Here is a 610-nt window from a genome sequence, read left to right as displayed (position 1 = left end):
GTATCTTCATCAACTTTTTGTGGGGAATATTATCAAAGAATCCCTTAATGTCACAATCGTATATAAAGTTGTAACCACTCTCAATATTCCAAGTGATAATTTGCATTACCCTTTTAGCTCCAAGATTTGGGCGGTAGCCACATGACCATTTATGGAAAATGAGTTCTTCACATTTTGGTTCCAGCACATTAACTACAGCTTGTTGGACAATACGGTCTTCAATATTTGGAATGCCCAGCGGGCGAAGTTTACCGTTCTTTTTGGGAATGTATTTTCTCCGTACTGGTGAGGGTTTGTATTCTTTAAGTCTTAGTTTCTGGAGTAATCTACAGAGATTCTCATCCTCGTTACTTGCGTAACTTTGTACTGTTTCTCCATCTATGCCTCCTGCTCCATTATTGCTTTCGACCTTTTTCCAAGCTGTTTTGAGTTTTCTATCGAAAAGAATCTGTCCATATACACTGTGCCATTTGAACTTTAGTTCTTGATTCAATGCTTATTCCACACCTTTCATTGTGCACATTCAGTTCGTTTCTACCGAGGTAACGTTTACTGTTGTCATTGCACACTTTTATTAATGTAGAGCCACGAGGTCGCTCCCCCTTCCGTT

1 protein-coding gene is annotated in these 610 nt (G+C 39.2%); it reads right to left on the bottom strand.

Annotated elements, in window-relative coordinates; genetic code table 11:
• Positions 1-493 (bottom strand): reverse transcriptase domain-containing protein (locus TY15_RS23055; RefSeq protein WP_042375744.1); only part of this gene is annotated, 493 nt, incomplete at its 3' end.
• Positions 494-610: the final 117 nt, after the last annotated feature.

It is taken from the genome of Neobacillus jeddahensis (assembly GCF_000612625.1).
GTDB lineage: Bacteria > Bacillota > Bacilli > Bacillales > Cytobacillaceae > Neobacillus > Neobacillus jeddahensis.
The sequence above is the reverse complement of the archived record's forward strand: the minus strand, read 5'-3'. Positions and strand labels throughout refer to the sequence as shown.